Origin of the sequence: Staphylococcus croceilyticus, from assembly GCF_002902575.1 — a bacterium.
Lineage (GTDB): Bacteria > Bacillota > Bacilli > Staphylococcales > Staphylococcaceae > Staphylococcus > Staphylococcus croceilyticus.
This window is the reverse complement of the sequence record NZ_PPRD01000073.1, coordinates 21,580-28,562: the sequence shown is the minus strand read 5'-3', so window position 1 is coordinate 28,562 and position 6,983 is coordinate 21,580. Positions and strand designations below refer to the sequence as shown.

At 32.2% G+C, this 6,983-nt stretch carries 8 protein-coding genes; all 8 read left to right on the top strand.

Translation table 11 applies throughout. The features are described 5' to 3' along the window. Positions 1-454: transposase (locus CD128_RS09020; RefSeq protein WP_231917284.1), on the top strand; the 454-nt coding region annotated here is incomplete at its 5' end. Positions 455-491: 37 nt separating this feature from the next. Continuing rightward, entirely contained in the window at positions 492-905 is a 414-nt protein-coding gene (locus CD128_RS09015) for a YwiB family protein (RefSeq protein WP_167797495.1), read from the top strand. Then, positions 905-2,566, top strand: a complete 1,662-nt coding sequence (gene argS, locus CD128_RS09010; protein WP_103329632.1) for an arginine--tRNA ligase — start codon at positions 905-907, stop codon at positions 2,564-2,566. Before CD128_RS09015 ends, argS begins: the two co-directional genes overlap by 1 nt. A gap of 97 nt (positions 2,567-2,663) precedes the next feature. Further along, entirely contained in the window at positions 2,664-3,305 is a 642-nt protein-coding gene (locus CD128_RS09005) for an endonuclease III domain-containing protein (RefSeq protein WP_103329631.1), read from the top strand. 92 nt (positions 3,306-3,397) lie between these two features. After that, positions 3,398-4,162, top strand: coding sequence for a MerR family transcriptional regulator (locus CD128_RS09000; RefSeq protein ID WP_103329630.1), 765 nt, complete (start codon positions 3,398-3,400; stop codon positions 4,160-4,162). 67 nt (positions 4,163-4,229) lie between these two features. Then, positions 4,230-4,724, top strand: coding sequence for a DUF805 domain-containing protein (locus CD128_RS08995; protein WP_103329629.1), 495 nt, complete (start codon positions 4,230-4,232; stop codon positions 4,722-4,724). A gap of 199 nt (positions 4,725-4,923) precedes the next feature. Continuing rightward, complete coding sequence (locus CD128_RS08990) at positions 4,924-5,859, top strand: ABC transporter substrate-binding protein (RefSeq protein WP_103329628.1); 936 nt, start codon at positions 4,924-4,926, stop codon at positions 5,857-5,859. Positions 5,860-5,973: 114 nt separating this feature from the next. Beyond that, positions 5,974-6,930 (top strand): FecCD family ABC transporter permease, encoded by a 957-nt coding sequence (locus CD128_RS08985; protein ID WP_103329627.1) that lies wholly within the window; start codon positions 5,974-5,976, stop codon positions 6,928-6,930. Positions 6,931-6,983: the final 53 nt, after the last annotated feature.

Genomic DNA, 6,983 nt, shown 5'->3' with positions numbered 1-6,983 from the left:
ATGTGATAATTGTTCAGAGTGTTCTCTGAAACACCAATGTATGAACTTCAATTCAAAAATAAATAAAAAAATAATGAAGAATTATAATTGGGAATACTTTAAAGCCCAAATTAATAAAAAGCTTTCAGAACCAAAAACAAAAGCCATCTACAGCCAAAGAAAAATTGATGTGGAGCCTGTTTTTGGATTTATGAAGGCTATTTTGGGTTTCACTCGAATGTCTGTTCGAGGGATAGATAAAGCCAAAAGAGAACTAGGATTTGTGCTAATGGCACTTAATATAAGAAAAGTAACAGCTCAACGAGCTGAAAATAATCAAAAAAATTATAAAAAAGACAATTTCTATATTATTTCAATAGAAATTGTCTTTATTTACTTATCCAAGAACTTTATGTCCCGGACTCTTAATAACCTATATCTATCAACTACAAGCACCACCTATTTTATGCTATAATGATGTGTATTATTTAGAAATTAAGGTGAGTCTAACGTTGGATAAGAATATAAACATTCAAACGAAACAAGTCTTAAAACAAAATGGTGAGAAGCAAAAATTTGAGTTTGCAGCACAAGGATTTTGGCAGAAAAAGAATGCTGACTACATTCGTTATCAAGAACAAATTGAAGAAGCGGTTGTTAATGTGACGATTAAAATTGAAGAAAGTGGTGTAAAATTAATACGCAAAGGTGATATTAATATGAATCTCCACTTTATTGAAGGTCAAGAAACAACAACACTTTATGACATTCCAGCTGGGCGTATTCCATTAACAGTGAAAACACGTAGTATACTTCACTTCGTTAATGACAATGGTGGAAAGTTGAAAATTCAATACGAGTTACATCAAAATGATGAAAAAATGGGCTCATATCAATATGAAATTAATTATAAGGAGATAGGCTAATGAATATTATTGAACAAGTAAAACATACGTTAGTACAAGAGATTGAAACAAGTATAAAAAAAGCTGAACTTGCTGAAGATATTCCTGAAATTAAAATTGAAATTCCAAAAGATACTAAAAATGGAGACTATTCAACTAATATCGCGATGGTATTAACTAAAATCGCTAAACGTAATCCACGTGAGATTGCTCAAGCGATTGTTGATAATTTGGATACAAGTAAAGCCAATGTTAAAAAAGTAGACATCGCAGGTCCTGGGTTTATTAACTTCTACTTAGATAATCAATATTTAACAGAAGTAATTCCAGAAGCGATTAATAAAGGCGACAAATTTGGCTATGCTGAAGAATCTAAAAATAAAAAAATCTTGTTAGAATATGTGTCTGCTAACCCAACTGGTGATTTACACATTGGTCACGCTAGAAATGCGGCTGTAGGTGATTCTTTAGCAAATATTTTAATTGCTGCTGGCTATGATGTAACTCGTGAATACTATATTAATGACGCTGGTAATCAAATTACTAACTTAGCACGTTCCATTGAAACACGTTTCTTTGAAGCGCTTGGAGATACTAGCCACGAAATGCCAGCTGATGGCTATAACGGTAAAGATATTATTGAAATCGGTAAAGATTTAGCAGATAAACATCCTGAAATGAAAGACTACTCTGATGAAGAACGTCTAAAAACATTTAGACAATTAGGTGTCGATTATGAAATGGATAAATTGAAAAAAGACTTAGCAGATTTCAATGTACATTTCGATAATTGGTTCAGTGAAACATCTTTATATGAAAACGGTGCGATTAAAGAAACGTTAAACAAAATGGATCAATTAGGTTACACATATGAAGCGGATGGTGCGACTTGGTTACGTACGTCAAACTTTAAAGATGATAAAGACCGTGTATTAATCAAGAAAGATGGTAATTACACTTACTTCACACCAGACACTGCTTATCACTACAATAAAATCAATCGTGGTAATGACATCTTAATCGATTTAATGGGTGCCGACCACCATGGTTATATTAATCGTCTTAAAGCAAGTCTTGAAACATTTGGCGTAGATAGTGATCGTCTTGAAATCCAAATTATGCAAATGGTACGTTTAATGCAAAACGGTGAAGAAGTGAAAATGAGTAAACGTACTGGTAATGCGATTACATTACGCGAAATCATGGATGAAGTAGGTATTGATGCTGCACGTTACTTCTTAACAATGCGTAGCCCAGATTCACACTTCGACTTTGATTTAGAACTTGCGAAAGAACAATCACAAGATAACCCTATTTATTATGCACAATATGCGCATGCACGTATCTGTTCAATCTTGAAACAAGCGAAAGAACAAGGTGTTGAAGTTACAACTGATGCAGACTTTTCAACAATCACGAATGAAAAAGCAATTGACTTATTGAAGAAAGTTGCTGAATTTGAACCAACTATTGAAAGTTCGGCAGAAAGTCGCGCACCACATCGCTTAACAAATTATATTCAAGATTTAGCTTCTGCATTCCACAAATTCTATAATGCTGAAAAAGTATTAACAGAGGATGCAGAAAAAACAAAAGCCCACGTGGCATTAGTCGAAGCAGTTAAAATTACATTACACAATGCTTTAGCTTTAGTGGGTGTCTCAGCACCAGAATCTATGTAATTGTATATAATCAAATTATTTTAAATAATATTGTTATGCCCTCATAAATTTCGATTTGTGAGGGTATTATTATGTGATGAATGGAGTGGAAATAGAGATGCTTAGTACAGAAACACTTTATAAAGAACTATTGAATCACATGGGCCCACAAGGTTGGTGGCCAGCAGAAACGCCGGAGGAAATGATGCTTGGGGCAATTCTTGTACAGAATACAAACTGGAAAAATGCGGATATGGCATTGTTAAGATTAAGAGAGAAAACGCAATTTGAACCTCAAAAGATTTTGGACTTGCCATTAGAAGAACTACAAGAAGTCATCCGTTCTAGCGGATTTTATAAAAATAAAGGAAAAGCCATTCACGCTTTATTTCAGTGGTTAAATCAATTTAATTTTGATTATAAGAAAATTGCTCAAAAATATGGCGACAAATTAAGAAAAGAATTACTAAAAATTCGAGGCATTGGTAGCGAAACAGCTGATGTTTTACTTGTCTATGTCTTTGAAGGTATCGAGTTTATTCCTGATAGTTACACGAGACGTTTGTATAGTAGGTTAGGTTATGCTCATACAGAAAGTTACGATAAATTTAAAAAACAAATTACATTGCCTTCTCATTTTACAAATCAAGATGCGAATGAATTCCATGCTTTATTGGATAATTTTGGGAAAAATTATTTTAATGGAAAAGGAGAACAACGTTATACATTTTTAGATAAATATTTTGTAGAAAAAGGTTGACCTTAACGTTACGTCATAGCGCATACTCCTTTATAGATGATGAATATAAGTTAATCATAAAAGATTTAAACGTTAAGGTGGTCTATCAACAAATGAAGAAAAAAGATTTTTTTACCCCTAAAGAAATAAGCCAAATCACAGGTGTCAGTACACGTACGTTACATTATTATCATGAAATTAAATTACTCATACCGAGTCTTGTTACAGACAATGGCTATCGGTACTATTCAACACAAGATATTGCCAAACTTCAGACGATTTTATTTTTAAGAGAGCTAAATTTATCACTTAACCATATTCAAAGCTATTTTGATAAAAGTCCTTCTGAAAAAAATAAAATTTTGGATGAAAACGTTAGTCAGCTTGTGCAAAAACGAGATCAACTTAATCAAATGATTAACTATCTAAATCATCATCTCAAAAATCATAAAAATGAGGAGATTAATATGGATAAATTTGATGATTATGATATTCAACGACAATATGATAAAGAAGCAGAAATGAAATATGGCGATACAAAATACTATCAAGCCTTTAAAGAACAACGTAATATGTTAAATAACACGGATAACCAGCGCAATGATAAAGACATTAACCATCAACTCAACCAATTCTTCGATGAAATGAATTATTTCCTAGAAAATGAGCAACAAGTTAATGACAGACAAGTATGTCAACATATCACAAAATTAAAAGGTATTTTACGCACTCAAGTACCTAATGTAGATAATCAATTTTTAGAGTATATAGCTCTCACTTATGAAAATGACGAACGTTTTGCGAAAAATATTAATAAAGGACGCAATGATAACCTTAATCAATTTATTGCAGATGCAATTCAAGCATATCTTCAATAAACTGTTTGCTTAAGTTCTAAAATGTGTAATGATTGAATTAATAAACACATTTAAAGGAGATTAAGCAATGGTTGAAGCTTTTCAATTATTTTGGAAGAATTACTTTAACATTCATGGACGCACAAGACGACGCCATTATTGGTTTGCAATTTTGGACACCACTATTATTTTAATTATTTTAAGCCTAATTTTTGATTTATTATCTTTGAGTTTTGGTGCAGAAGGATTTTTTGAAATAATTTATAATATTATTGATCTAGTGATTTTTATAGGAATATTCACGATGTCAGTGCGCCGCTTTCACGACGTTGGTCGTACGATGACAATCCCGCTCATTCTATTTATTTTTATGTTGTTACAAAAGATGCGAATGTTGATTGGCGATTATGTGGACTATTCTATGGATAGTTACTATACAGGCGTAGGCCTCATAATCGCAAGCATCATATCTGTGGCTATTTCGATAGCTTTATTAATTCTACTAATTATTGCAGTCGTATATTGTGCTACAGATAGTCAACCGGGTATGAATAAATATGGTCCAAATCCTAAAGGTGAATAATTGATTACAGCGACACCGATTATTTCTACATTAAGAAATTATCGGTGTCTTTATTGTGCCTTCTTTTCGGAAAAAATAAGTAAAACATACAATAATATAAAATTAAACAATGAAATATTTAAAATTCAATTAAATTAGAAAAATAATTTGGTATGATAAATATATACATAGAAATAGGAAGGGAAGGTTTAGTGTTTCGATGAAGAATAGTAAGGTGTGGTTTATACTTCTAGCATTAATGATTGTTTTAGCAGCATGCGGGCAAACTAATCAACATAAAGAAGGAAATAAACAAAATCAACAATCAGACAAATCAACAGAACAGACATCTTCTAAAGATGGTAAAACGAATGCCAAATCATATAAACGCATTGTTTCCTTAATGCCAAGTAATACTGAAATTTTATATGAATTAGGATTAGGAAAAAATATTGTAGGTGTTTCAACTGTAGATGATTATCCTAAAGACGTTAAAAAAGGCAAAAAACAATTTGATGCAATGAATTTAAATAAAGAGGCGTTACTAAAAGCGAAACCTGATTTAATTCTTGCTCATGAATCTCAAAAAGGGTCTTCTAAAAAAATTCTAGATAGTGTAGCAAACAGTGGGGTAAAAGTGGTTTATGTTAAAGATGCACAATCACTTAATCAAACATATGATACATTTAAGCAAATCGGTAAAGTCACGGGACGTGAAAAAGAAGCCAACGACTTAGTAGATGAAACAAAACGAAATGTCGATAAAGTGATTAAGTCAGTTCCAAGACATAATAAAAAACAAAGCGTCTTTATGGAAGTATCATCTAAACCTGAAATCTATACAGCCGGTAAAGATACATTCTTTAATGATATGCTTGAAAAGTTAGGCGCTGAAAATAGCTTTTCAAATATCAAAGGTTGGAAAGCCGTTGATAAAGAAAGTATCATTAAGAAAAATCCTGATATTTTAATTTCAACAGCGGGTATTTCTATAGCAGATTATTATAAAATTATTAAGCAACGCGACGGTTTCAGCCAAATTAATGCGGTTAAAAATGGACGTGTTGAAACTGTCAATGGCGATGAAATTTCTCGACCAGGACCACGTATTGATGAGGGATTAAAACAATTAAAAGACGCTATTTATAAACGTTAAATATTGAATACTAAAATATTAAAGTGGTGTAGTTCAATGTATTGATGAGCTACACCACTTTTTAAATATTAGTTATAATAAGCAATATATTAAACATATGACAGAGTGGAGATTATGACAAAGAAATTTTACGTTACATTTATAATTTGGATTTTATGTTTATGTGTCATAACGAGTTTAAGTTTATGTTGGGAATTAGGATCATTAAATGATTCATTTAATCAAACCATTCTTTACAAAGTGAGGATACCTAGAACGCTTGAGGCGCTTGTTACCGGTGCTATTTTAACGGTGGCAGGGCAAATGTTTCAAACTGTATTGAATAATCCACTTGCTGATAGTTTCACACTTGGATTGGCTAGTGGTGCGACATTTGGCTCAGGCTTAGCGCTATTTTTAGGACTTTCATTTATTTGGTTTCCTATTTTTTCAATAGCCTTTAGTATCTTGACGTTAATCATTGTTTTAACCATTGCGACAATGGTTTTTAAAGGTTACCCCGTCAAAATATTAATTGTGACTGGCTTAATGATTGGGGCATTATTTAATGCGTTGTTATATATATTAGTGTTAATTAAACCTAGTCAGATGAATCAAATTGCTAATTATTTCTTTGGAAGCTTTGCTGCGGCTGAAACAAAAGAGATGATTTACATTAGTGTAGTGGCAATACCTAGCGTGGCTATTATATGCGGGATGATACCATCCATTAAGTTACTACAACTAGGTGAGTTAAAGAGTCAATCTCTTGGGTTAAATGTTCAGCGAGTTACATTTATCGTGCTTACATTGGCTTCAATTATGACTGCTATTGCTGTCGCGTATGTTGGTGTAATTGGGTTTATAGGCATGGTTATACCTCAACTTATACGTCGCTACTATTGGCGTTATACCATAGGGATGCAAATGGCTCTTAATATTTTAATTGGTGCGACAATGATGTTATTTGCAGATTGGATAGGAGGCATTATTATTAATCCAGTACAAATTCCAGCAAGCATTATTTTAGCTCTGCTTGGCATACCAGCTTTATTCTATATTTTAATTTCCCAGTCCAAAGTATTACGTTAGCTGACGCGATTTGCTAAAATAAGAATATTATTATAGTGAAGAGGGAAAATGAA

Coding starts and splice junctions, on each gene's coding strand:
- CD128_RS08985 (WP_103329627.1), top strand. CDS start 5,974: ATGACAAAGAAATTTTACGTTACATTTATAATTTGGATTTTATGTTTA.
- CD128_RS08990 (WP_103329628.1), top strand. CDS start 4,924: ATGAAGAATAGTAAGGTGTGGTTTATACTTCTAGCATTAATGATTGTT.
- argS (WP_103329632.1), top strand. CDS start 905: ATGAATATTATTGAACAAGTAAAACATACGTTAGTACAAGAGATTGAA.
- CD128_RS09000 (WP_103329630.1), top strand. CDS start 3,398: ATGAAGAAAAAAGATTTTTTTACCCCTAAAGAAATAAGCCAAATCACA.
- CD128_RS09005 (WP_103329631.1), top strand. CDS start 2,664: ATGCTTAGTACAGAAACACTTTATAAAGAACTATTGAATCACATGGGC.
- CD128_RS08995 (WP_103329629.1), top strand. CDS start 4,230: ATGGTTGAAGCTTTTCAATTATTTTGGAAGAATTACTTTAACATTCAT.